Origin of the sequence: Klebsiella sp. 10-1 (genome assembly GCF_009758445.1) — a bacterium.
GTDB classification, from domain to species: Bacteria; Pseudomonadota; Gammaproteobacteria; order Enterobacterales; family Enterobacteriaceae; genus Klebsiella; species Klebsiella scottii.
Map to the genome: position 1 here is coordinate 471,516 of NZ_WQRE01000001.1, position 23,612 is coordinate 495,127.

At 55.2% G+C, this 23,612-nt stretch carries 25 protein-coding genes; 8 read left to right on the forward strand and 17 right to left on the reverse strand.

Annotated features, from left to right (window positions below; translation table 11 throughout):
• Nucleotides 1–208: 208 nt before the first annotated feature.
• Nucleotides 209–1,354 (forward strand): pyridoxal phosphate-dependent aminotransferase, encoded by a 1,146-nt coding sequence (locus GO007_RS02165; RefSeq protein WP_166646131.1) that lies wholly within the window; start codon nucleotides 209–211, stop codon nucleotides 1,352–1,354.
• 150 nt (nucleotides 1,355–1,504) lie between these two features.
• Here the strand turns inward: GO007_RS02165 and citR are convergent, their stop codons facing one another.
• Both citR and dsbG read right to left on the reverse strand, forming a co-directional pair.
• Nucleotides 1,505–2,401: a DNA-binding transcriptional repressor CitR gene (citR, locus tag GO007_RS02170; RefSeq protein WP_095094979.1), complete on the reverse strand. Its 897-nt coding sequence runs from the start codon at nucleotides 2,399–2,401 to the stop codon at nucleotides 1,505–1,507.
• Nucleotides 2,402–2,608: 207 nt separating this feature from the next.
• Nucleotides 2,609–3,355 (reverse strand): thiol:disulfide interchange protein DsbG, encoded by a 747-nt coding sequence (dsbG, locus tag GO007_RS02175; protein ID WP_095094982.1) that lies wholly within the window; start codon nucleotides 3,353–3,355, stop codon nucleotides 2,609–2,611.
• Nucleotides 3,356–3,758: 403 nt separating this feature from the next.
• On the opposite strand from dsbG, the gene ahpC reads away from it, so the two are divergent.
• Together ahpC and ahpF are read left to right on the forward strand one after the other, a co-directional pair.
• Nucleotides 3,759–4,322: an alkyl hydroperoxide reductase subunit C gene (gene ahpC / locus GO007_RS02180; protein ID WP_095094985.1), complete on the forward strand. Its 564-nt coding sequence runs from the start codon at nucleotides 3,759–3,761 to the stop codon at nucleotides 4,320–4,322.
• Between the two features lie 246 nt (nucleotides 4,323–4,568).
• Nucleotides 4,569–6,134 (forward strand): alkyl hydroperoxide reductase subunit F, encoded by a 1,566-nt coding sequence (gene ahpF / locus GO007_RS02185; RefSeq protein ID WP_095094988.1) that lies wholly within the window; start codon nucleotides 4,569–4,571, stop codon nucleotides 6,132–6,134.
• 105 nt (nucleotides 6,135–6,239) lie between these two features.
• On the opposite strand, the gene uspG is transcribed toward ahpF, so the two are convergent.
• Both uspG and rnk read right to left on the reverse strand, forming a co-directional pair.
• A complete protein-coding gene (uspG, locus tag GO007_RS02190; protein WP_045854448.1) occupies nucleotides 6,240–6,668 on the reverse strand; it encodes a universal stress protein UspG in 429 nt (142 codons plus the stop codon).
• Nucleotides 6,669–6,855: 187 nt separating this feature from the next.
• Nucleotides 6,856–7,266: a nucleoside diphosphate kinase regulator gene (rnk, locus tag GO007_RS02195; protein WP_095094991.1), complete on the reverse strand. Its 411-nt coding sequence runs from the start codon at nucleotides 7,264–7,266 to the stop codon at nucleotides 6,856–6,858.
• 245 nt (nucleotides 7,267–7,511) lie between these two features.
• Here rnk and GO007_RS02200 point away from each other — a divergent pair, with 245 nt between their 5' ends.
• Nucleotides 7,512–8,342 carry an alpha/beta fold hydrolase gene (locus GO007_RS02200; RefSeq protein ID WP_095094994.1) on the forward strand — a complete coding sequence of 277 codons (831 nt, stop codon included), beginning with the start codon at nucleotides 7,512–7,514 and terminating at the stop codon, nucleotides 8,340–8,342.
• A 31-nt stretch (nucleotides 8,343–8,373) separates the two neighbouring features.
• Here the strand turns inward: GO007_RS02200 and rna are convergent, their stop codons facing one another.
• Nucleotides 8,374–9,171 carry a ribonuclease I gene (gene rna, locus GO007_RS02205; RefSeq protein ID WP_095094997.1) on the reverse strand — a complete coding sequence of 266 codons (798 nt, stop codon included), beginning with the start codon at nucleotides 9,169–9,171 and terminating at the stop codon, nucleotides 8,374–8,376.
• 81 nt (nucleotides 9,172–9,252) lie between these two features.
• Nucleotides 9,253–10,626, reverse strand: a complete 1,374-nt coding sequence (gene dcuC / locus GO007_RS02210) for an anaerobic C4-dicarboxylate transporter DcuC (protein WP_095095000.1) — start codon at nucleotides 10,624–10,626, stop codon at nucleotides 9,253–9,255.
• 292 nt (nucleotides 10,627–10,918) lie between these two features.
• On the opposite strand from dcuC, the gene pagP reads away from it, so the two are divergent.
• The gene (gene pagP / locus GO007_RS02215; protein ID WP_095095003.1) at nucleotides 10,919–11,494 is read left to right on the forward strand and encodes a lipid IV(A) palmitoyltransferase PagP; all 576 of its coding nucleotides are present in this window, start codon (nucleotides 10,919–10,921) and stop codon (nucleotides 11,492–11,494) included.
• 194 nt (nucleotides 11,495–11,688) lie between these two features.
• Nucleotides 11,689–11,898 carry a transcription antiterminator/RNA stability regulator CspE gene (gene cspE, locus GO007_RS02220; protein WP_004859511.1) on the forward strand — a complete coding sequence of 70 codons (210 nt, stop codon included), beginning with the start codon at nucleotides 11,689–11,691 and terminating at the stop codon, nucleotides 11,896–11,898.
• A gap of 57 nt (nucleotides 11,899–11,955) precedes the next feature.
• On the opposite strand, the gene crcB is transcribed toward cspE, so the two are convergent.
• Nucleotides 11,956–12,339 (reverse strand): fluoride efflux transporter CrcB, encoded by a 384-nt coding sequence (crcB, locus tag GO007_RS02225; protein WP_045854454.1) that lies wholly within the window; start codon nucleotides 12,337–12,339, stop codon nucleotides 11,956–11,958.
• Between the two features lie 90 nt (nucleotides 12,340–12,429).
• On the opposite strand from crcB, the gene GO007_RS02230 reads away from it, so the two are divergent.
• Both GO007_RS02230 and tatE read left to right on the forward strand, forming a co-directional pair.
• Complete coding sequence (locus GO007_RS02230; RefSeq protein WP_095095006.1) at nucleotides 12,430–13,218, forward strand: deaminated glutathione amidase; 789 nt, start codon at nucleotides 12,430–12,432, stop codon at nucleotides 13,216–13,218.
• A gap of 127 nt (nucleotides 13,219–13,345) precedes the next feature.
• Nucleotides 13,346–13,552 carry a twin-arginine translocase subunit TatE gene (tatE, locus tag GO007_RS02235; RefSeq protein WP_041144572.1) on the forward strand — a complete coding sequence of 69 codons (207 nt, stop codon included), beginning with the start codon at nucleotides 13,346–13,348 and terminating at the stop codon, nucleotides 13,550–13,552.
• Between the two features lie 239 nt (nucleotides 13,553–13,791).
• Here the strand turns inward: tatE and lipA are convergent, their stop codons facing one another.
• The 10 genes from lipA to rsfS form a co-directional block, all read right to left on the reverse strand.
• Complete coding sequence (gene lipA / locus GO007_RS02240; RefSeq protein WP_095095009.1) at nucleotides 13,792–14,757, reverse strand: lipoyl synthase; 966 nt, start codon at nucleotides 14,755–14,757, stop codon at nucleotides 13,792–13,794.
• 185 nt (nucleotides 14,758–14,942) lie between these two features.
• A complete protein-coding gene (locus tag GO007_RS02245) occupies nucleotides 14,943–15,887 on the reverse strand; it encodes a YbeF family transcriptional regulator (RefSeq protein ID WP_095095012.1) in 945 nt (314 codons plus the stop codon).
• A gap of 136 nt (nucleotides 15,888–16,023) precedes the next feature.
• Nucleotides 16,024–16,668 carry a lipoyl(octanoyl) transferase LipB gene (gene lipB, locus GO007_RS02250; protein ID WP_095095015.1) on the reverse strand — a complete coding sequence of 215 codons (645 nt, stop codon included), beginning with the start codon at nucleotides 16,666–16,668 and terminating at the stop codon, nucleotides 16,024–16,026.
• 94 nt (nucleotides 16,669–16,762) lie between these two features.
• A complete protein-coding gene (gene ybeD, locus GO007_RS02255) occupies nucleotides 16,763–17,026 on the reverse strand; it encodes a DUF493 family protein YbeD (protein WP_041144576.1) in 264 nt (87 codons plus the stop codon).
• A 114-nt stretch (nucleotides 17,027–17,140) separates the two neighbouring features.
• Nucleotides 17,141–18,340, reverse strand: coding sequence for a D-alanyl-D-alanine carboxypeptidase DacA (gene dacA / locus GO007_RS02260; RefSeq protein WP_045854459.1), 1,200 nt, complete (start codon nucleotides 18,338–18,340; stop codon nucleotides 17,141–17,143).
• A gap of 142 nt (nucleotides 18,341–18,482) precedes the next feature.
• Entirely contained in the window at nucleotides 18,483–19,604 is a 1,122-nt protein-coding gene (rlpA, locus tag GO007_RS02265; RefSeq protein WP_095095019.1) for an endolytic peptidoglycan transglycosylase RlpA, read from the reverse strand.
• Between the two features lie 11 nt (nucleotides 19,605–19,615).
• Entirely contained in the window at nucleotides 19,616–20,728 is a 1,113-nt protein-coding gene (gene mrdB, locus GO007_RS02270; RefSeq protein WP_095095022.1) for a peptidoglycan glycosyltransferase MrdB, read from the reverse strand.
• The gene (mrdA, locus tag GO007_RS02275; protein WP_095095025.1) at nucleotides 20,728–22,629 is read right to left on the reverse strand and encodes a peptidoglycan DD-transpeptidase MrdA; all 1,902 of its coding nucleotides are present in this window, start codon (nucleotides 22,627–22,629) and stop codon (nucleotides 20,728–20,730) included. The genes mrdB and mrdA overlap by 1 nt, the downstream gene beginning before the upstream one ends.
• Before the next feature lie 27 nt (nucleotides 22,630–22,656).
• Nucleotides 22,657–23,124, reverse strand: coding sequence for a 23S rRNA (pseudouridine(1915)-N(3))-methyltransferase RlmH (gene rlmH / locus GO007_RS02280; protein WP_041144581.1), 468 nt, complete (start codon nucleotides 23,122–23,124; stop codon nucleotides 22,657–22,659).
• Nucleotides 23,125–23,128: 4 nt separating this feature from the next.
• Nucleotides 23,129–23,446 carry a ribosome silencing factor gene (rsfS, locus tag GO007_RS02285; RefSeq protein WP_004859547.1) on the reverse strand — a complete coding sequence of 106 codons (318 nt, stop codon included), beginning with the start codon at nucleotides 23,444–23,446 and terminating at the stop codon, nucleotides 23,129–23,131.
• Nucleotides 23,447–23,612 lie beyond the last annotated feature (166 nt).

Consider the following 23,612-nt stretch of genomic DNA (forward strand, 5'->3'; position numbering starts at 1 on the left):
GGCGTTACGCCGCATTGATGGTGGCGGCAGACCATAGCCGGCCTGACATCATCATTTATACACGTCATTGCGCAAAGCGCGTTGCGGCTTTTTTGCATAACGGCGCATATAGACGTCTAAGCGTCTCGATTGCCAAATATTAACATCGTGTTATAGTGGCTTCAACAACAGCATTACAATCGGTAATAACAAAATGAGCAATAAGCCACTGATTCCTGAGAGTAAACTCCCTTCACTGGGCACCACTATTTTTAGCCAGATGAGCGCTCTTGCGCAGCAGCATCAGGCGATAAATCTTTCACAGGGCTTCCCGGATTTTGACGGGCCGCGCTACCTGCAGGAGCGACTGGCTTTTCATGTCGCCCAGGGCGCCAACCAGTACGCCCCGATGACCGGCGTACCGGCGCTGCGCGAAGCCATCGCCGATAAAACCGCCGAGCTTTACGGCTACCGACCGGACGCCAACAGCGATGTGACCGTTACGGCGGGCGCAACCGAGGCCCTGTATGCGGCCATTACTGCCCTGGTGCGTAGCGGGGATGAGGTGATCTGCTTTGACCCGAGCTACGACAGCTATGCCCCGGCGGTTGAGCTGTCCGGCGGCGTGCTGAAGCGCATTGCCCTGCAGCCGCCGCATTTTCGCGTTGACTGGCAGGAGTTTGCCGCCGCGCTGAGCGAGCGTACCCGGCTGGTGATCCTCAATACCCCGCACAACCCGTCGGCGACGGTCTGGCAGCATGAGGATTTCGCCGCGCTGTGGCAGGCGATTGCCGAGCGTGAGATTTACGTGGTCAGCGATGAAGTCTACGAGCATATCTGCTTTGCGGCGCAGGGACACGCCAGCGTGCTGGCCCATCCGCAGCTGCGCGAGCGGGCGGTAGCGGTCTCTTCCTTTGGTAAAACTTTCCATATGACCGGCTGGAAGGTCGGCTACTGCGTCGCCCCTGCGGCGATCAGCGCCGAGCTGCGTAAAGTGCATCAGTATCTGACGTTCTCGGTGAACACGCCGGCGCAGCTGGCCATCGCCGATATGCTGCGTCACGAACCGGAGCACTATCGTCAGCTGCCTGCGTTCTATCAGCAGCGTCGCGACCTGTTTATCGAGGCCCTGCGCGCCAGTCGCCTGGAGATATTACCCTGCGAGGGCACCTACTTCCTGCTGGCAGACTACAGCGCGGTTTCCGATCTCGACGACGTCAGCTTTTGCCGCTGGCTGACGACTGAAATCGGCGTGGCGGCGATCCCGCTGTCGGTGTTCTGCGCCGATCCGTTCCCGCACAGGCTGATTCGGCTGTGCTTCGCCAAGCAGCCGGCAACCCTGCTGGCCGCCGCGGAGCGTCTGCGCCAGCTGTAGCGCGCCGGCGTCGGGTCGCTGAGTGAATTGATGGTCGCCGGACGTTTTAAGTCGACCATTAATTTTCTCCGATGGCTGTTTTCGCTATTTTATTTTTCTGATTTATGTGCGGATATTCACGTGGTCGATAATTAGCGGCGGCCACTTTTATTATAATGCCGCCTCTTTAATAAGAGAGGCTAAAACAGGGTGGTCCATCTGCACCCGATTATAAATCATATGAATCATCGCCCGGGGAATATCCGCCGGAGCAGGTATTATTCTCAGCCTGAGGTCGAAGAGCTGCGGGGTTGACGCAATTTTTGGCATAAAGCCGATAAAATCAGTCTGGCTAATAATATTGAGGATGGCAATGTGTGAGTCGCTGCTGAAGGCAATATTTCGTTCGGGGAACAGTTTTTCAAGCCAGTAGTCAACCGCCTGCATCCCCGCCTCTTTGGTCAGATAGTCAGTAAAGCTCTCCCGCGCAATGGCTTCTGCGGAGGTGAATTCGGCTATTCGCGGATGATTCTGCCGGCAGACCAGCACCATCTCTATTTCCTGAAACGGCAGGCATACGGTGGTCGGGCTGGCAAGCGGTGAAAGGCTAAAAATCAGATCGGCTTTGCGGTAGGCGAGCAGGCTCTCCGCCGACTCCGAGGCGAGCTGAAGGTCGTGGTGCTCCACCTGCAGGTTGGGGTCACGGTAGAGCGTGCTGATGAGCGTTGCGGAGGAGGGCGAGAGGAAAAACTGCGGGCTGTAGATAACAAAGCGTTTTCTCAGTTCGGCGCCGTGGACGATATTGATCGTCTGCTCTAGCTGGTTGAGATTTTTTTCCAGATGATGATGAAGGTTAACCGCCAGGGTGGTGGGGCTCATCCCTTTACCGGTGCGGATAAACAGCGGATCGTTGAGCTGATTGCGCAGGCGCTGCAGCGACTGGCTGACGGCTGAAGGGGTAATAAATAAGGTTCCCGCGGCCTGGCTTATACTTAAATGCTGATAGATACATTCAAAAATAACCAGTAGGTTAAGATCGAACTTTTTAAGTTCGTAAAGTTTAGCCATTGCTAGCATCCTGTCCGTTGCTGTGTCTGGTGCGAATTATTATCTTTTTATTCTATTTGTTTATTATATTTAATTTGCGCAGCGATTGATGGGCTGAATTATTTAAGGCCGGTTTTATTAATGACTCTGAATGTATACGACGAAAAGTGATTTAGCCAGACTCTTTTTGGGCGAGTAGTCCGGCTAAAAAGGGTCTGACGGGACGCTTTATTTTTCGCCCATCATCACCTGGAGCTTATCCGCTTCCGGTAAGCCGACAACCTGCTGCAGCATATTTTCTTTATTCATATAGTAAATAGCCGGCGTGGCGTTAGCCCCTAGCCGATCCATCAGCTGCTGGTTTTGGTTGAGGATGCGCATTTTTTCCGCCGGGATGTCCGCCGGGATCTCAACTTTCATTTTCCCGGCCGATTTTTCGTAATCGTGCCAGGTTTTTGCCGGATCGCGGCTGGCGAGAATGGCGGCGGCCACCGGCGTACTTTCCGGTTTGATAACGCCTACCAGCAGCGTGCGAATCTGCACTTTCCCCGACTCCACCCAAGGTCGAGCCTGTTGCCAGAACTGCTTGCAGTACGGGCAGAAGGGATCGGCGAAGACGTACAGGATAATCGGCGCCTCTTTTTTACCGTCAAGCAGCCAGCTGGCGGCCTCCATTTGCTTCCACATCTGCTGGCCTGCCGGAGTATAGAGCTCTTTCTGGAACAGCTGTTCGCTAAGATTGGTGCCGTTTTCGTCATACATGTAGCCGGAGATGGCGTGCTTGCCGTCAGGCGTCAGATAGATAGCGACGCCCATATCCTGATATTTACCCAGCCAGCCTTTCACTCCGCCCGGCGCTTCGAAGGGTTTAATGATGGTAATACCCTGTTTTTCTATCGCTTTTACGGGGGCAGGGAGATCTTCTGCATAGCTGCAAATGGGCAAAAGGCTCAGGAAAAGCAGACGTTTTAACATGATTATTCCTTGTGAAATCAATGTATAAGGCACAGCAGATGATGGAACCTATCGCAGCTATAGGCAAGACCTGCGCCCGGGCAGATTGCCCTTTGCTGAGGCGGGTGGTGTAATCGCCCATGCTGTTACATTAAGGTAATGTAGAGCGCAACGCATAGCCAGCTTGCCTGGCGCTGAAGCTACCTGCGGGTATTTCAGGTAATAGGGCCGCCTGAGAGGGCGGCCTTTTTACTTTATCGGCTTAGCGGGTGCGTTCGGCGGCGCGACTTGTCCCGACGGGTTCACAAAGTTGTCTTGTTGCGGTTGTTAGATATTGCTTATTGATTTGATAATGCAAACGCATTGGTCGGGTCAGGAAAAATTAGTTACCTTAGACCTCAACGAAAACACGGAGGAAGTATAGATGTCCTTAATTAACACTAAAATCAAACCTTTCAAAAACCAGGCGTTCAAAAACGGTGAATTCATCGAAGTTACCGAGAAAGATACCGAAGGCCGCTGGAGCGTTTTCTTCTTCTATCCGGCTGACTTCACCTTCGTATGCCCGACTGAACTGGGTGACGTTGCTGACCATTACGAAGAGCTGCAGAAACTGGGCGTAGACGTCTATTCCGTCTCCACCGATACCCACTTTACTCACAAAGCATGGCACAGCAGCTCTGACACCATCGCTAAAATCAAGTATGCGATGATTGGTGACCCGACTGGCGCCCTGACCCGTAACTTCGAAAACATGCGTGAAGACCAGGGCCTGGCCGACCGCGGCACCTTTATCGTTGACCCGCAGGGCATCATTCAGGCGATCGAAGTTACCGCTGAAGGTATCGGCCGCGATGCGTCTGACCTGCTGCGTAAAGTGAAAGCAGCTCAGTACGTTGCTTCTCACCCAGGCGAAGTTTGCCCGGCTAAATGGAAAGAAGGCGATGCGACTCTGGCTCCGTCCCTGGACCTGGTCGGCAAAATCTAAAATTTCCATGTCTTTCACGCCATGGCGGCGTTGGCTTCACCTGCTCACCCCGGTCACTTACTTATGTAAGCTCCCGGGGATCCCCAGGCTAGCCGCCTTGCCCTGACGCGAAATCCAAAGGGAAATTGATACCGAATAACGGGTGTTTTATTACGCCCGTTTTTCTTCCAAACCCCATGATGCAAGCCGCATTCAGGCAGCCGTGAGGCCGCTTGCATGATGACGTTTTAAGAGAGGGATAACGAGATGCTCGACGCAAATATGAAAACCCAGCTCAGGGCCTACCTTGAGAAACTGACCAAACCTGTTGAGCTGATTGCTACGCTGGACGACAGCGCTAAATCGGCAGAAATCAAAGAGCTGCTGGCGGAAATCGCTGAGCTGTCTGAGAAAGTGACGTTTAAAGAAGACAACACGCTCGCCGTGCGCAAACCGTCTTTCTTGATAACTAATCCAGGTTCTACCCAGGGGCCGCGCTTTGCCGGTTCACCGCTGGGGCATGAGTTTACCTCTCTGGTTCTGGCGCTGCTGTGGACCGGCGGTCATCCGTCGAAAGAGACCCAGGCCCTGCTGGAACAGATCCGCGACCTTGACGGTGATTTTGAGTTTGAAACCTACTACTCGCTCACCTGCCATAACTGCCCGGACGTGGTGCAGGCGCTGAACCTGATGGCGGTGCTGAACCCGCGCATTAAGCATACGGCGATTGACGGCGGGACGTTCCAGAATGAGATTACCGATCGTAACGTGATGGGCGTTCCGGCGGTCTTTGTCAACGGCAAGGAGTTTGGCCAGGGGCGCATGACGCTGGCGGAGATCGTCGCGAAAGTTGACACCGGCGCGGAGAAACGTGCCGCAGAAGAGCTGAACAAGCGTGATGCTTACGACGTGCTGATTGTCGGCTCCGGCCCGTCCGGCGCGGCGGCGGCGGTTTACTCGGCGCGTAAAGGGATTCGTACCGGCCTGATGGGCGAACGTTTCGGCGGCCAGGTGCTGGATACCGTGGATATCGAAAACTACATTTCGGTACCTAAAACCGAAGGTCAGAAGCTGGCCGGGGCGCTGAAGGTTCACGTCAATGAATATGATGTCGACGTCATTGACTCACAGAGCGCGTCGAAACTGATTCCGGCGGCGGTAGAAGGCGGCCTGCATCAGATTGAAACCGCCTCCGGCGCGGTGCTGAAGGCGCGCAGTATCATCATCGCCACCGGCGCTAAATGGCGTAACATGAACGTGCCTGGAGAAGACCAGTACCGGACGAAAGGGGTGACCTACTGCCCGCACTGCGACGGCCCGCTGTTTAAAGGCAAGCGCGTGGCGGTGATCGGCGGCGGTAACTCGGGCGTCGAGGCGGCAATCGATCTGGCGGGCGTGGTGGAACACGTTACGCTGCTGGAATTCGCGCCTGAAATGAAGGCGGACCAGGTGCTGCAGGACAAAGTCCGCAGCCTGAAAAACGTCGATATCATTCTTAACGCGCAGACCACGGAAGTGGTCGGCGATGGCAGTAAAGTGACCGGATTGCAGTATCGCGATCGGCTGAGCGGTGATGAGCATCACGTCGAGCTGGCGGGGATCTTCGTACAGATTGGTCTGCTGCCTAATACCACATGGCTGGAAGGCGCGATTGAACGTAATCGGATGGGTGAAATTATCATCGATGCGAAGTGCGAAACTAACGTCAAAGGCGTGTTCGCGGCGGGCGACTGCACCACCGTACCGTACAAGCAGATTATTATCGCCGCCGGCGAAGGGGCAAAAGCATCCCTGAGCTCGTTCGATTATCTGATTCGGACAAAAACCGCATAATAAAAGAGAGTAAGATCGACCTGCACAGCAAAGAGGCTACCCACCGGTAGCCTCTTTTTTTATCGCCTTTCTTCACGCCGTCGGCAGGCGAGCGGCGTCTCCCGCTTATCGGACAACCATTACCGGGATATGCGCGTGGCGAATGACGCTTGAGGCATTAGAACCGAGCAAATGGGTGCTGATAGACGGATTGCGTGAACCAATGACGACCACGTCGGCGTTAATTTCGTTAGCCAGCTCGTTCACCATATCCCGCACGTTGCCGAAGCGTACGTGCTTTTTAATTCGTGAGGGATCGATGCTGAAGTGCCCGGCCATGGTGGTTAGCCGCGTTTCCGCCTCATGCTGCAGATGCTCTTCAAAGCGGCGCAGGTCGGCGGTGAATCGACTCATGGTGAAGCTGGATGAGCCTGGCAATACGTGGAGCAGGTGAATAATTCCGTCCTGCTGGGCCAAAAACTCCGCATGGCGGACGGCTTTGTCGCTTAACTCCATCTCAAAAACGTCAACCGGCATAATGATTGTTTTATACATATGCATTCCTCCTTGTTCGACTGTTTCTATATCAACATATTATACGAAGATATTGTGCCATTCAGGTCGCAAAACTGTCAGCTGAGGCTCAGGGCGGCGTAAAAGTTTGTCAGAGCAGGGAGGGGCAGAAAGAGGATGCGAAGACACCCTCTGAATAAAGCGCAGAACGCCTCAGGCGGCGGGAGGGTTAGCGGTGAAATTCACCCGCGGCTTCCGGCTGGTACAGCAGCTCCAGGACTTCGAGGTGCGCAGAGGCGCCGCCCGGTAATTCCCAGTGAATGGCGCTGCCGACCTTCAGGCCCAGCAGCGCGGCGCCGACGGGGGCGAGTACCGAAAGCTGGGTGGCGCTATCGGTTACCTGCGAGGGGAAAACCAGCGTCCGCACGCGCTCTTCGCCGTTGGACAAATCACGGAATCTGACGGTGCTGTTCATGCTGACGACATCATGCGGCATCGCTTCCGGCGCCAGCATTTGTGCGCGATCCAGCTCGTCGTTCAGCGCATCGGCGACCGGTGAACTGGCGAACGCCGGCTGCTCGAGCAGTCTGTCGATGCGTTCGGCATCGAACTCATTGATGATGATTGCGGGTCTGGTCATTGCGTACTCCATGTTATCCAGGAACCTGTCCGTAAAAGAAAACCCTCACCGAAAATGGCAAGGGTTAATGTCTTCCCATCATACTGAGACTTGTCGGCGGTTTGAAGTGATTAAACGCACATTAAGCAACGATCGCGAACGGCATCATATGAAATTTATGCTGCTGCCGTCGCAGTAAGAAAAATTGTCTTATCCTTTTTAGGCGATATCAGGCACGTCCTTTCCAATACATGCAGGAGGACTCTATGAGCGGTTTTGACAAACTTACTCTCGATGACGGCAGCTATCTCTATTTTAAAGACTGGGGGAGCGGGCAGCCGGTTGTATTTAGCCACGGCTGGCCGCTAACGGCTGACGCTTTTGAAGATCAGATGCTGTTTCTGGCCGATAACGGATTTCGGGCGATAGCGCACGATCGCCGTGGTCATGGCCGATCGGCCCAGCCCTGGGACGGCCACAACATGGATCGCTATGCTGACGATCTGGCTCAGCTGACGGCACATCTCGACCTGCGTGATGCGGTGCACGTCGGCCATTCGACCGGCGGTGGCGAGGTGGCGCGCTATATCGGGCGCCACGGGACCGAAAGAGTGGCAAAAGCGGTGCTTATCAGCGCCGTGACGCCGATAATGATCCGCACGGATTTTAACCCGGACGGCGTGCCCAAAGAGGTATTTGACGGCATCAGAGAGGGCGTTATCGAGGATCGCGGCGCGTTCTTCTATGAGCTGACCGCCGCGTTCTATGGCTACAACCGGGACGGGGCTAAAGAGTCAAAAGCGGTACGCGAAGGGTTTGTCGAACAGGGGCTGCAGGGATCGATTAAGGCGCTCTATGACTGTATCAAAGCTTTCTCGGAAACCGATCTGCGCGAGGATCTGCGCAAGATGACCATTCCGACCCTGGTTATCCACGGCGATGACGACCAGATCGTACCTTTCGAAACCTGCGGTAAAGCGGCGGCGCAAATATTGCCAGACGCCAGATTAACCGTCTATAAAGGCGGGTCGCACGGGATTTGCACGACCCACAAGCATCAGATAAATCAGGATTTACTGGCGTTCATTCGCGAATGAAGCCTCTGTGGCGGCTGGCGCCGCCGCATGATTAATTACCGACCTTATCCAGAACAAACTGCTTACCGCAGTTGCCCGGATGGGGTTGGGGCAGGAAGGCATCGGCGGAGAGCGGCGTATTGATAGCCGCGGCCTTAATGGCGATCTGTATTTCGGTTAAATAGGCCGGATTGCCGTTGCAGGTCAGCTTGAACGCCTTAACGCTCTGTTTTCCGTAGGCCTGGGCGATGGCCGCATCGAAGTCGTCGCGGCTGACGCTCTGCCCGTAGCGTTGCGCCAGGAATGTCCCGAGGGCGCTGCGCTTCACTTCACCGCCGAGGCGGACCATCGTGCCGAAGTAGCTGTCAGGATCGAAGCCAAAACAGACGCCGTGTTTCGCGTACTCGTAGCGCTCAAGGCAGGAGTTGCCGCCGGCACCGGGCATCACGCTGTTGAGCTTATTGGCCATCTCCAGCGACAGGCCGGTTTCCGCTGCCTGGCATTTCCGCCCGGCTTTGACTTCCGGCATATTGGGTATCGGGCGCGTGGCGCAGCCAAAACGCATCCAGCGGCGATCGTCCACGCCGCGAGCGGCGATGGATTTCGGCAGGCCCGGCCACAGGCCGTGCACGGTAAGATGATCGGTTTTGTTGGCCGTCTCCTGCTGCAGACGGCACTCTTCCGGCTCGCTGCGGTTTCGGTCATGCATGCTCTGGCAGAAACCGGTTTGCCAGGATAAGGCCAGAACGTAGCGGTCGAAATCGCCGTATTGTGTTGCGGTGAGCGGTTCAGCGCCGACCTGAGTTGCCGTTAGCAAGAGGGCAATGGCGACGAAATCCTTCCTGAACATTTTTATTCCTGATAGTGGATGGTAATGAGTTCCTCGAATTATTAAAGCATAAAAAAGGCGCCTGCTGGCGCCTTTTCACGTTTATTGAACGGTGGTTCCGGGCACCAGAATCTCGGTGGCGATAATCACCACCAGCAGGCCAACAAGAACCGGTACCGAGGTCCGTTTCACCACTTCAAATGGCGAGATTTTTGCCATCCCGGCGACGGCGACCACCACGCCCGATACGGGGGAAATGGTACGCCCGAGGTTCGACGCCTGCAGCATCGGGATCGACAGGTAGGCCGGGTTAATACCCGATGAGTGCGCCAGCTTGGGGATCATCTCAACGAAGGCGTAAAACGGCGCGTTGCCTGAACCGGTTGTCATGGCTGCCAGCATCGTCAGCACGACCAGCACCAGCATCAGAATGATGCTGGCGGAGCCAAACGAGGTCGCAATCGAAATCAGGCTATTGATAAAGCCGATGGTGCTCAGGCCCTGGGCAAAAACGCCGGCGGCGACCAGCAGCATGACCACGCCGGCAAAGGCGTCGGCCATGCCGCGATAGGCGGCTTCCAGTCCGCTAAAGACGTTTTTGGTGTTAAAGCCGCGGCAGAATTCCAGCACCGCCGCCAGCAGCATGCAGATAACCAGGATGGCAATAATATGCAGCTCCGGGCCCCATTTCCCGTCGAAAATCAGCACGCCGATAATGGGCGTGAAGGGCAGAATGGCATAGAAGGAGGGGGCGGTAGTGGTTATCTCGTTCACATCGAGCATTTCGTGGGAGGCGTTCTCTTTTTTATCCAGATAGCGCTGCCAGAAAAAGTGGGCAATCGCCATACTGACAATCGCCACGATGGAGATCGGCAGGGTGGTTTTAAAGGCAAAGTCGATGAGCGGCATTTCGGCGGCCTTCGCGGCCAGGACGACATCGCCGGAGGTCGGGGAGAGGATAATGGCCGCCGGGGAGGCGCAAATGGCCGCCGCCGCGCCGCGGCTGATGCCGACGTTCACCATCACCGGGAACAGCGTTGCCATCAGCAGGACGCCGAGGCCGGTCGCCGAAGAGACGGCCAGCGACATCAGGCAGGCGACAAAATAGGCGGCGATCATCAGCAGGTAGGGGGAGTTAATGTAGCGTAGCGGCCTTGAGGCCAGTTTGACCACCATATCGTTGGCGCCAATATGCGTCATATAGGTGGCAAATCCGCAGAGCATCATGATCATCATGCCGAGGTCGCCGCCGCGGCTCATCAGCAGAATTTTGATATATTCGATGATGTCGGTTGCGGAATACCCCGTGCTTTTCGCATCGCCGGGTAAAATTTTATGTCCCATCAGCGCGCTGACGATAAGCAGCGTCAGACCACCAACAAAGAGTACGCCGGTGGCGGAGTACCCTTTGATGATATAGCGGGCGACGCCCACAATGACCACAATCCCGATAAGGATCTCAACTAGCGTAAGCATTATTTTACCCCTGAACCATTAACCCAAAGAATCTGCTGATAAATAAGGTTGTGCAAAAATTAAGTCAGGGAATGTGCCGAATAAATCGACGAAACATGCTGATGCAAATCAATAAACTGATGAGAATTATCTAATCATCAGCCGGTGCGGGGGCGCTATCACAAAGTCGACGGGCAGGGTTGTTGCGATTTGGTAGGCGGTAAATCAAGACTTTGCCGTATTTCGTTAAGGTTATATTAAGATTATATTTGCTACTTTATTCCGCTTTAAAATCGATATTGGTAATTGAGAAGTGTTAAGACTACGTTATGTTGTACTGTTTTTGCTCAGTTTTTCCGGGCTGCTGCTCTCCAGTGGGATAGCAAATGCGTCATTCAGCTCGACGATTCGCGATGGCTATAGCACCTTAAGCGATAACGTCGTTGAGACCTGGCAGGAGCCTGAACACTACGACCTGTATATTCCCGCGATCACCTGGCACGCCCGTTTTGCCTATGACAAAGAAAAAACCGATGCGTATAACGAACGTCCCTGGGGGGCGGGTTTCGGCGTGTCGCGCTGGGATGATAAAGGCAACTGGCATGGCCTGTATCTGATGGCGTTTAAGGACTCGTTTAACAAATGGGAACCGATCGCCGGCTACGGCTGGGAGAAAACCTGGCGTCCGCTCGCCGACGATAACTTTCATCTTGGACTCGGCTATACGCTCGGGGTGACCGCGCGCGATAACTGGAACTATATTCCGCTACCGGTGGTTTTGCCGATGGCGTCTATCGGCTACGGCCCGGCGACGTTCCAGATGACCTATATCCCCGGCACCTATAACAACGGTAATGTTTACTTCGCCTGGGCACGCTTTCAGTTTTAAATCCGCAATAGCTTAGTGATAAAAGATATGAGCACTATGTTGTGTGGAAAAACAATAACTAAAGCGCAACCACTAAAAAAGATAGCGACTTTTGTCACTTTTTAGCAAAGTTCGACTGGACAAAAGGCACCACAATTGATGTACTGGATCGCGACACAGTATCAGTGTCTTTTTTTCATATAAAGGTAATTTTGATGTCTAAGATTAAAGGTAACGTTAAGTGGTTTAATGAGTCCAAAGGATTCGGTTTCATTACTCCGGAAGATGGCAGCAAAGATGTATTCGTACATTTCTCTGCAATCCAGTCCAACGGTTTCAAAACTCTGGCTGAAGGTCAGCGCGTAGAGTTCGAAATCACTAACGGTGCCAAAGGCCCTTCTGCTGCAAACGTAAACGCTATCTAAGCAACGCGTCAGTAGAATATAAAAACCCGCAATTTGCGGGTTTTTTTTTGCCTGTTTTTAACGACTGGCGGCATGAGAAAACAGCCAGAACGCCGCTGCCGTCATGGCGAATGAACCCAGTAGATTGACCAGGATATTGAGCAGGGCCCAGCTGAAACGTCCCTGCTGCAGCAGAAACACCACTTCCGCTGAGAAGGTGGAGAAGGTTGTCAATCCGCCGCAAAAGCCGGTGGTGATGAGCAGCTTCCACATCGGGTCGATATCGGTCAGTCGGTTAAACCAGGCCAGGCCGGCACCAATGATAAATGCGCCCAGTAGGTTGGCCGTTAGCGTGCCAACGGGAATGGCATGGTGCATTGGATTAAACTTCATGCCTAACCACCAGCGCAATACGCTGCCGGTGCCGCCGCCAAGAAAAACGGCTAAAAGTAGTTGTGACACTCTCATTCCCTGCTATTTGGTTAATACCGGGAATTGAGTGTAGCGCGCAAAATGCGTCGCTGGCTATGAATTCGCGAACGGGAGATTAAGATGCTGGTTGCTGCTGGACAATTTGCCGTCACCTCGGACTGGCGGACGAATGCGCTGACCTGCGTAGCGCTGATGGCTCAGGCCGCCGGGCAGGGAGCATCGCTACTGGTGTTGCCCGAGGCGCTGCTGGCGCGTGACGATAACGACCCTGATCTATCGGTTAAATCGGCGCAGGAGGTGGATGGCGGCTTCTTACAGCTGCTGCGCGAGGAGAGCCGTAATAATGGCTTAACCACGATTTTGACGATTCACGTACCTTCTGGCGAGGGACGAGCGGCTAATACGCTGGTGGCGATACGCCGCGGCGAGGTTATCGCGCAATACCAGAAGCTACACTTATACGATGCGTTTAATATACAGGAGTCGCGGCGCGTTGATGCCGGCCTGCAGATCCCGGCGCTGATTGACGTCGACGGGGTTCGGGTTGGCCTGATGACCTGTTATGATTTGCGCTTCCCGGAGCTGGCGTTAAGCCTCGCGCTGAGCGGCGCCGAGATCCTGGTTCTCCCCACCGCATGGGTAAGAGGGCCAATGAAGGAGCATCACTGGGCGACGCTGCTGGCCGCTCGGGCGCTGGATACGACCTGCTATATCGTGGCGGCGGGCGAGTGCGGCAGCCGTAATATTGGCCAAAGCCGGATTATCGATCCGCTCGGCACGACGCTGGCCGGCGCGGCGGACCGGCCGCAGATGATTTTTGCCGACGTTTCCGTGGATTATCTTCGCCAGGTGCGCGAGCGCTTGCCGGTGCTGCAGAACCGCCGCTTTGCGCCACCGCAATTATTGTGACGTTTTTTTAAACAGAGCTTGATTCACCTTGTTACAGATTGCTATTGTGTCCGCGCGTCAAATAGCCGTTAATTGTTCGCGTGTATGATGGCGTATTCGCAGATTGTTTTAGAGAAGAAGGTTAGCTATGGGTGAGATTAGTATTACCAAACTGCTGGTTGTCGCAGCGCTGATTATTTTAGTGTTTGGTACCAAAAAACTACGTACGCTGGGTGGAGACCTGGGTTCGGCTATCAAAGGCTTTAAGAAAGCCATGAACGACGACGACGATAGCGCGAAGAAAACCAGTGCGGAAGAAGAAACTCCGGCACAGAAGCTCTCTCATAAAGAGTAATTAAACGCCTGCTCCCCGACAGCGGGAGCAGGCTGCCGCCAGGCGTCAGCCTGCACGGATAAGAGGCCGCAGCGATTATCGTTGCGGCCTCTTTTTATATCCAGCAATGTTATTGGCAGAAAAAATGCAACTGACTGTAACCGCGCCGGCGGATTCGCTGTTGGCAAAAAGATGGCGTAACGGAAGGAGAGCTGACCGCCGCACGCGGGAAACGTGCAGCGGTCGAGGTTGTGAGTGAATTACTTCACTTCCATCCCTTTGGCCTGCAGATCGGCGTGATAGGACGAACGGACGAACGGGCCGCAGGCGGCGTGGGTGAAGCCCATCGCCATCGCTTCGGCTTTCATCTCTTCGAACTCGTCCGGGCTAACGTAGCGCTGTACCGGCAGGTGGTGACGGCTCGGCTGCAGATACTGGCCTAAGGTCAGCATCGTGACGCCGTGGCGACGCAGGTCGCGCATAACTTCAACGATTTCAGCGTTAGTTTCGCCGAGACCGACCATCAGACCTGATTTGGTTGGGATCTCCGGATGCGCTTCTTTGAAGTTTTCCAGCAGCTTTAACGACCAGTTGTAATCGGCGCCTGGGCGTACCTGGCGATAGAGACGCGGCACGTTTTCCAGGTTGTGGTTAAAGACGTCCGGCGGCGTAACCTTGAGGATTTCCAGCGCGCGATCCATACGGCCGCGGAAGTCCGGAACCAGAGTTTCAATCTTAATCGACGGGCTTTTCTCACGGATAGCGCTGATGCAATCGGCGAAATGCTGAGCACCGCCGTCGCGAAGGTCGTCGCGGTCGACGGAGGTCACGACGACGTACTTCAGGCCCATGTCGGCGATGGTTTGCGCGAGCTTCTGCGGTTCATTTGCATCAGGCGTCACCGGACGACCGTGTGCGACGTCGCAGAACGGGCAGCGGCGGGTGCAGATAGCACCGAGGATCATAAAGGTTGCCGTTCCGTGGTTGAAGCATTCCGCAAGATTCGGGCAAGAAGCTTCTTCGCACACGGAGTGCAAACCGTTCTTACGCATCGCTGCTTTGATACCCTGGATACGGGACGAGTCAGCCGGAAGTTTGATTTTCATCCATTCCGGTTTTCTGAGCAGAGCTTCACGCTCAGTTGCCACGTTTTTCACCGGGATAAGGGCCATTTTATCGGCGTCGCGGTACTTAACACCGCGTTCCATCACAATGGGTTTACTCATAGCGTGCGTGTTCCAGTTGCGAGTACGAAGGAAAACGAATTAATTCAAGTAAATGTTGTATTTATCAACTATTTTTGAATCAAGGACAGGCAGTATACCATTGATATGGGACAGAAAGCAGCCTACCTGTTCGGCAAATTGTAAAATAGTTGTTGTTTTATGCTTTCCCTCACGTGCGGTATGGTTTAAAAAGCCTGACGAATCGCCTCAATGACCTCATTTAGCAACGGTTCCTGGGCGCTGAGTTTGTTGTAATGCAGTGAAATATCGATATTTTCATCCGCGAGCGGCGGGTAGTCCAGCGCCGCCAGGGGCCACGTTTTGGCCAATAGCGAAAACATTCGCTTCGGCATCAGCCCCAGCATATCGCTCGCGCTAACCAGCGCTGCCTGAGTTAACAGATTGTAGCTGCTAAAACCGCAGCGGCGCTCCCCTGGCAGCTCCTGCAGCCGACGGTGCAGCGCCGCATAGCGCTGGCCCTCGGGCAGCAGCAGGGAAAACTCGTACTGACGAAGATGCTCTTCGTTGTACGGCATACCCAGCGCCGGATGCGCCTCACGGCAATACATCATCACCCGATCCTGAAACAGGACGTGATGCACGATCGACAGGCCGCTGTGCGCGTAGCTGTCGATCAGTAAATCCACCTGGCGCTGATTGAGCTGGCTGGTGGCGTCGATAATGGCGACATTATGCAGCAGCACCTGCGGGAAGCGAGGCTTCAGGGCTTGCGCAATTGTCGGCATGACCAGCGCGCCGACGGTGGGCGAGGTGGCGATGGTGATGACCCGCTGCTGATGCGGGCTACCGGTTAAATCCAGCGCGCTCAGGAAGGCTTCCATGCCCTGACTGATGTACTGATGGAGGTGCGTCGCGTAAGCGGTCGGCGTCACCCCCTGACCCTTGCGGATAAACAGCGGGTCGGGAAACAGCGCGCGGAGTTTATTCATCGACTGGCTAATGGCCGAGGGGGTGATATTCAGCACCCTGGCCGCATTCACGATGCCTTTGTGCACGTATACGGCTTCGAAAATAGTCAGTAAATTCAGATCAATATTACGCAGAATGCGGAATACCTGGCGATCGTTGAGCCGTTCGGTGGGTTCCGGTTGCGGATGATTTTTTTCCACTCTGCGCCTCCTGTCATAGCGAATAGCGCAAGTATAGCGGTCAGCGACGCCGCCGTTTGTGGCAATTAATTGCAAATATAATGGCTTAACAGAAGTCAGGCGCAAAACGCGCCCCGGGAAGCCGGGACGCGCGGATTTACCCTGCGGGAACGTACTCGTGAGGCGGGTTGTTGAGCAGCGCCAGCAGGTTGGCGACCAGGCGCGGCGCCACGATTTGCGGCACCGCTTCGGGCTGCCACTGGCGCATTTGCGCCATTTCCATTCCGGCGTAGCCGCAGGGATTAATCCGCAGGAACGGCGAGAGATCCATCGCGATATTTAGCGCCAGGCCGTGGAATGAGCACCCTTTGCGAATGCGTAAGCCCAGCGAACAGATCTTTTGCTCGCCGACGTAAACGCCGGGCGCATCGGCACGCGGATGGGATTCAATGCCATACTCCGCCAGCGTATTAACCACGGTCTGCTCGAGCAGCGTCACCAGTTCGCGCACGCCCAGCTTGCGGCGTTTGAGATTTAGCAGCACGTACATCACCTGCTGCCCCGGCCCGTGATAGGTCACCTGGCCGCCGCGATCGCTTTGAATGACCGGAATATCACCCGCCACCAGAACGTGTTCCGCTTTTCCCGCCTGGCCCTGGGTAAAGACCGGATGATGTTCAACCAGCCAGATTTCATCGAGGGTTGTCTCATCGCGCGAGTCGGTAAAGTCATGCATTGCCTGAGAGACAGGAGCGTAAGGCTGCAGGCCGAGTTGCCGAATGAGGATTTTATTGTGCTGCAAAACAACGTCTCCGCACAGAGAAGTGATTTAAGGCAGCGAGTATATCACAGCGGGGAAGGGGATTACCCGGCGCGGGGCCGGGTAACGGGATGGGTTACAGCACCATCCGGACGATCTCGATATTACCCAGCTCTTCGTACAGGGTTTCGACCTGTTCGATATGGGTGGCGTTGATGGTGATAGAAACCGAGTGGTAGTTACCTTTGCTGCTCGGCTTTACCTGTGGAGAGTAATCACCAGGCGCATGGCGCTGTACCACTTCCACCACCTGATCAACCAGCTCAGGCAACGCCTGCCCCATTACTTTGTAAGTAAATGGAGTAGGGAATTCAAGCAGTTCGTTAAGTTTGGTTTTCATGTCAGCTCCGGTGTTACGACAAAAAATAATAACTCCCACAAGATGTGGGAGTTATCAGGTTACTTTGATAGTTAGTATATGGGGATGTAAATCACACTTTCAAGCGTTCGATTTTTAACCAAACCAGTGGTGGAACATTAACTTAATGTAATCAATCATTTTGCCGAAGAAATTGCCTTCCGGGATCTCCTGCAGCACAACCAGCGGGCGCTGATCGATAGTTTTGCCGTCCAGCTGGAAGTTAATGGTACCGACAACCTGGTTTTTCTGCAGCGGTGCGTGCAGCTCGGTATTGTTCAGTACGTAGCTGGCTTTCAGATCTTTCATCCGACCGCGCGGAATGGTCAGATACACGTCCTTATCGACGCCCAGCGATGCGCGATCGCTATCGCCAAACCAGGCCGGCTCGGAAGAGAACTCTTTGCCCGCTTTCAGCGGATTCACGGTTTCAAAGAAGCGGAAGCCCCAGGTCAGCAGCTTTTTGCTTTCTGATTCACGGCCTTTATAGGTGCGACCCCCCATCACGGCGGAGATCAGACGCATCTGGCCTTCGGTCGCCGATGCGACGAGGTTATAGCCCGCTTTATCCGTGTGGCCGGTTTTAATACCGTCGACGTTGAGGCTGTTATCCCACAGCAGCCCGTTACGGTTGAGCTGGCGGATACCGTTGAAGGTGAACTCTTTTTCTTTGTAGATGGTGTATTCGTTCGGCACATCGCGGATCAGCGCCTGGCCAATCAGCGCCATATCGCGCGCGGAGCTGAACTGACCTTCGGCATCCAGGCCGTGAACGGTCTGGAAGTGGCTGTTTTTCAGGCCGAGGGCGTTGACGTAGCTGTTCATCAGGCTGACGAAAGCGTCCTGGCTACCGGCAACGAAGTCCGCCATCGCGACGCAGGCATCGTTCCCTGACTGCAGGTTGATGCCGCGGATCAGCTGAGAAACCGGCACCTGCATGCCTGGTTTGAGGAACATCAGGGAGGAGCCTTTAAATACCGGGTTACCGGTTGCCCACGCGTCGTTGCCCACGGTGACCAGATCGGACTCTTTGAATTTACCCGCTTTCATGGCCTGACCAATAACGTAGCTGGTCATCATTTTGGTCAGACTCGCCGGGTCGCGGCGTGAATCGGCGTTATTTTCCGCCAGCACTTTGCCTGAATTGTAATCGATAAGTATCCAGGATTCGGCGTCAATCTGCGGCGCGCCAGGGATCATGGTTTTGAGATTCAGGTCATCGGCGTGGGCTGCGGAGGAGAGCGCGGCAACGGAGAGGGCCGTAACGAGTAAACGTGCGGTGAAAGAGATCTTCATGGTCTGAACAACGGCATCCGTGATGGAGTTAAAAAAGTGCCTTACTATAACAAATGCTCTGCGGACCGGCATCCGACATTGCGCATGACTTTGTTAACGATTTTGTCATGCCCAATGCGATACGGACGGCGGTCCGACGCGTTTAGTTGGCGTGAGTAATAAATGACTGCAGCTGAGCTTCGCTTTGCAGGCGCTGCTGGACGGTACTGGCCTGCGGTTTGCTGCCGAATGGACCCAGCTGAATACGCCACACCGCGCCGTTTTGCACCACGCGGCCGGGAACCGAGAACTGCTGGCTCAAGCGCTGCTGGTACTGTCGGGCGCGCGCCTGGTCGCTAACGGCGCCAACCTGCACCACATAATCACCGCTGGCAGCAGCGCTGGAGCTGGTAGAGGCGGCGGCAACCGCAGTCGTCGCGGCGGCGGCTGGCGCAACGCTGCCCTGGATGGACCCGGGAGCGGTGACCGGCGCGGTTGATGCCGCAGCCTGAGCGACGGGTTCACTGCCTTCCAGCACGCCGTTATTCAACGGCGTAGGGGCGCCAAGGAAGCCGCTGCTGTTGACCGGTGCGCCGACGCTATCGTCTGATTTCAGCGTCGAGTTGCTGATGGCGCGCACGTCGGTTTGCACCGGCTGATCGGCTGAGACGCTGGTGCCGCCGTCCAGATCCGGACGCGCCGGTAGTGCATAGGTTTGTTTGGCGACGGTGGTACAGGCCATTCCCGGGCCTGAGAGCGAGCCGTCCGGCGCGACGACGATCGGGTCGATGCGCACTTTGGTATTATTCGAGGTGTTCAGGCGATCGGCGGAGGCGCGCGAAAGCGATATCACGCGATCGTTGCCGTACGGGCCGCGATCGTTAATGCGCACCACGATCATCCGGCCGTTGGCGACGTTAGTAATACGCGCGTAGCTAGGGATCGGCAGCGTAGGATGCGCAGCGGTGAGCTGGGTAGGATCGAAGGCTTCACCGGATGCGGTCAGGTTGCTGTTGGGCTCAGCATCATAAATCGCCGCCAGGCCGGTCTGGGTGAAATTAGACGGGTCCTGCACGATTTTATAGCTTTTACCGTCGCGTTCGTAATCCTGATTCGCCGTCGGATTCGGCGCTTCATAATGCGGATCGGCGCCGCTGATTTCTACGCTTGGGCCATTACATACCGCCGGCTGCGGTGTGCTGACGGTTTTTTGTTGAACGTCTTCACCCGAACATGCCGCCAGCAGCCCTGCTGCTATGCAGATCCCCAGCCATTGCTTACGCATTGCGAACCCCTTTAAACGCTTTTCGACAACATTTTTCTGTGGGTGTGGATCGACATTACGATACCAAACCCGGCCATCAAGACGATCAGGGCTGAGCCCCCGTAGCTGACCAGCGGCAACGGTACCCCCACCACTGGCAAAATACCACTCACCATACCAATATTTACGAAGACATAAACGAATAAAATCAACATTAAACCACCGGCCATTACCCGGCCAAAGGTGGTTTGCGCCTGGGCGGCAATCCACAGCCCGCGCATAATGAGCAGGATATAGAGCGCCAGCAGCACCAGCACGCCAATCAGCCCAAGCTCTTCAGCCAGTACCGCGAAGATAAAATCGGTATGTCGTTCCGGCAAAAATTCCAGCTGCGACTGGGTACCGTGCAGCCAGCCTTTCCCGCGCAATCCGCCGGAGCCAATAGCAATTTTAGACTGAATAATATGATAGCCGGCGCCCAGCGGGTCGGTTTCCGGGTCGAGCAGCATCATAACGCGCTGACGCTGATAGTCGTGCATCAGGAAGAACCACAGAATAGGGATAAACGCGGCGACCAGCACCACCGCTACGCCGATCAGGCGCCAGCTCAGCCCGGAAAGGAACAGCACAAACAGGCCGGAGAGGGCGATAAGAATAGAGGTCCCGAGGTCAGGCTGAGCCGCAACCAGCAGGGTCGGCAGGAAAATCAGCACCAGCGCAATGGCGGTATTTTTCAGCGAGGGCGGGCAAACGTCGCGGTTAATAAAGCGCGCCACCATCAGCGGAACGGCGATTTTAGCGATTTCCGAGGGTTGGAAACGAACGATGCCGAGATCCAGCCAGCGCTGGGCGCCTTTCGAGATAGCGCCGAAGGCATCCACCGCCACCAGTAAAATAATACAGAATATATAGAGATAGGGCGCCCAGCCTTCATAAACGCGCGGCGGGATTTGCGCCATGACGATCATAATCACGAAACCCATCGCGATCTGGCCGATTTTACGTTCCATCATCCCGATATCCTGGCCGCTCGCGCTCCAGATAACCAGCGCGCTGTAGGTCAGCAGCGCCAGCAGTATCAGCACCATCGTCGGGTCGAGATGGATTTTATCCCATAGCGATTTTTTGTTTGGATTATCGGTCATTATTGATCCTCCCCCGCCGTCACCGCCGGGTTTTCACTCGGCAGATTCGTGTTGTTATCACCCAGCATAATGTGATCGAGAATCTGGCGCATAATCGTACCGACAGCCGGGCCTGCGCCGCCGTTCTCGAGAATGATCGCCACGGCAACCTGGGGGTTGTTGTAAGGAGCAAACGCCGTCATGAGTTTATGGTCACGCAGGCGCTCAGCGATTCTGTGCGCGTTATAGGTTTCATTGGCCTTCAGGCCAAAGACCTGTGCCGTACCGGATTTCGCCGCGATTTTATAAGGCGCGCTGGCGAAGTACTTATGCGCGGTACCGTTGCCGCGGTTGGCAACGCCGAACATTCCGTCTTTGGCTATCTCCCAAAAACCGGAGTGAATATCGCCGACCGGCGGCTCGTGCGGCTGAACCCACGGCACCTGCTTGCCGTCTTCCACGGTGCTTTGCAGCAGATGCGGCACTTTTACCACGCCGTCGTTAATCAGGATCATCAGCGCCTTGTTCATCTGAATCGGCGTTGCGGTCCAGTAGCCCTGGCCGATACCGACCGGAATGGTGTCCCCCTGATACCAGGGCTTTTTAAAGCGCTTCAGCTTCCATTCACGGGTGGGCATATTCCCGGAGCGCTCTTCCGACAGGTCGATGCCGGTATAGTGGCCGTAGCCGAATTTATTCATCCATTCCGACAGGCGGTCGATGCCCATATCATAGGCAACCTGATAGAAATAGGTATCCGCAGACTCTTCCAGCGCTTTGGTCACGTTCAGGTGCCCGTGGCCCCATTTTTTCCAGTCGCGGTAGCGTTTATCGGAACCGGGCAGCTGCCACCAGCCGGGATCGAACAGGCTGGTATTGCGGGTGATAACGTTGGCGCTCAGCGCCGAGACGGCAACGTAAGGTTTCACCGTCGAGGCAGGCGGGTAGACCCCCTGGGTGGCGCGGTTGACCAGCGGCGTATTCGGATCGTTTAGCAGCCCGGAGTAGTCCTTGCTGGAGATCCCGTCAACGAACAGGTTCGGATCGTAGCTCGGGGTGGAAACCAGCGCCAGAACGCTGCCGGTGCGCGGATCGGTCACTACCACCGCGGCGCGGCTGCCGGCCAGCAGCGTTTCAATATACTGCTGCAGCTTGAGATCGAGGGTTAAATAGATATCGCGCCCGGCCTGCGGCGGTACCTCTTTGAGCTGGCGAATGACGCGGCCGCGGTTGTTGACCTCTACCTCTTCGTAGCCGGTCTGCCCGTGCAGGACGTCTTCATAGTAGCGTTCGATACCCAGCTTGCCGATATCGTGGGTTGAGGCGTAGTTAGCCAGCTTGCCTTCTTTATCCAGGCGATCGACGTCTTTATCGTTAATTTTTGAGACATAGCCGATAACGTGGGTGAGGGCGGAGTTGTAGGGATAATAGCGGCGCTTATAGCCTTTAACTTCGACGCCGGGAAAGCGGTACTGGTTGACCGCGAAACGGGCAACCTGCACTTCCGTCAGGTTAACCTTGACCGGAATAGAGGTGAAGCGATGGGAACGCGAGCGCTCCTTTTTAAAAGCGGCGATATCATCATCCGTGAGATCAATGACGTTACGCAGCGCGTCCAGCGTCTGCTGCACGTTATCGACTTTCTCCGGCATCATTTCAAGCTGGTAGATGGTGCGGTTCAGCGCCAGCGGCGTGCCGTTACGGTCATAGATAATGCCGCGGCTTGGCGGGATGGGAACCAGCTTGATACGGTTTTCGTTCGAGCGCGTCTGATAGTCCGTGTAACGGACTATCTGCACGTTATAAAGATTGGCAACCAGTATGCCGGTAAGCAGCAAAATCCCCAAAAAAGCGACCAGCGCCCGGCGCACAAACAGCGAGGATTCAGCCGTATAGTCGCGGAAAGAATTCTGTAATTTCATTCGCTGCTTAGTCTACCCTGGTCATCATTATTCACGGTGGTAAGGGTGGTTGGTTGTAATACTCCACGCCCGATACAGGCTCTCCGCAACCAGTACGCGTACCAGCGGGTGAGGCAAGGTCAGGGTGGAGAGCGACCAGCTCTGTTCCGCCGCGGCTTTACACGCCGGAGAAAGCCCCTCCGGGCCGCCGATCAGCAGGCTGACATCGCGGCCATCTTGCTTCCAGCGCTCCAGCTCGCGCGCGACCTGCGGCGTATCCCACGGTTTCCCCGGAATATCCAGGGTCACGATGCGGTTTTTACCCGCCGCCGCCAGCATCATTTCCCCTTCTTTTTCGAGGATACGCTTGATATCGGCATTTTTACCGCGTTTACCGGCGGGGATTTCCAACAGCTCGAACGGCATATCTTTTGGAAAACGACGCAGATACTCACTAAAGCCGGTCTGAACCCAGTCCGGCATTTTGGTGCCAACGGCCACCAGCTGCAGCTTCACGCCATTAACTCCAGAGTTTTTCCAGCTCGTACAGACGACGGCTCTCTTCCTGCATGACGTGAACCATGACGTCGCCAAGATCGACAACAATCCAGTCGGCGGCGCTTTCGCCTTCAACGCCCAGCGGCAGCATGCCGGCGGCGCGAGACTCTTGTACCACGTGGTCGGCGATGGACATTACGTGGCGCGTAGACGTGCCGGTGCAAATAATCATGCAATCTGTAATGCTGGATTTGCCATGAACGTCAATGGCTACGATGTCCTGACCTTTCAGGTCATCAATTTTGTCGATAACAAAATCCTGGAGTGCTTTACCCTGCAAGAGTTCCCCCTGGGTGAGTGAAGAGTGACAATAATAAACAGCCTGGCAGTATACCTGAACTCATAAAGAAGTCGGGATAAATGTCTGCCAACGGGCGTTGGAGGCGGCTATCATCCCATCCATCGCCGTCGATTGCATCGCCATTTTTGTAAAACATCTGTATGGC